Origin of the sequence: uncultured Tateyamaria sp., assembly GCF_947503385.1 — a bacterium.
Classification (GTDB): domain Bacteria; phylum Pseudomonadota; class Alphaproteobacteria; order Rhodobacterales; family Rhodobacteraceae; genus Tateyamaria.
This window is the reverse complement of the sequence record NZ_CANNDO010000028.1, coordinates 1-490: the sequence shown is the minus strand read 5'-3', so window position 1 is coordinate 490 and position 490 is coordinate 1. Positions and strand designations below refer to the sequence as shown.

The following is a 490-nucleotide window of genomic DNA, read 5'->3' as shown; positions in this document are numbered from 1 at the left end:
CTCAAAGAGGTGGTCGCTGAACAGACACTCGAGCTGCGGCTTCTCAAAAAAGCTATGCTCGGGGATGGGGACGACCGCGAATGAGGTATCTATTACCCGGCAGGCGATTTGACTAAGCCAAATCTGCCGAGAGGGCGGCATCTGAGACGCTGGAGATCATCCGGCTGGTCGAAGAGAGCCATTTGTCGGCCCGCCGGACACGGGCTACGCTGGGTATCCCCAGGACGACATTCTACCGTTGGTACGACCGATATCTGCAGCGCGGTGAGGCTGGGTTGCAGGATCGCTCTCCCAAGACAAAGCACGTCTGGAACCGGGTGCCAGCGGAAGTGAAGCGCAAGGTTGTCAACCTGGCGCTTCAGGAAACGGAGCTGTCGCCACGCGAACTGGCGGTGACGTTCACCGATCAAGAACGCTACTTTGTCTCGGAATCCACGGTTTATCGCACGCTCAAAGCGCATGATCTGATCACCAGCCCGGCCTTCATCGT

The 490-nt window shown here is 58.2% G+C and carries 1 pseudogene; it reads left to right on the top strand.

Features of this window, described 5'->3' with window-relative positions:
- A pseudogene (locus Q1A85_RS22945) lies at positions 1-490 on the top strand (helix-turn-helix domain-containing protein); the annotation flags it as partial.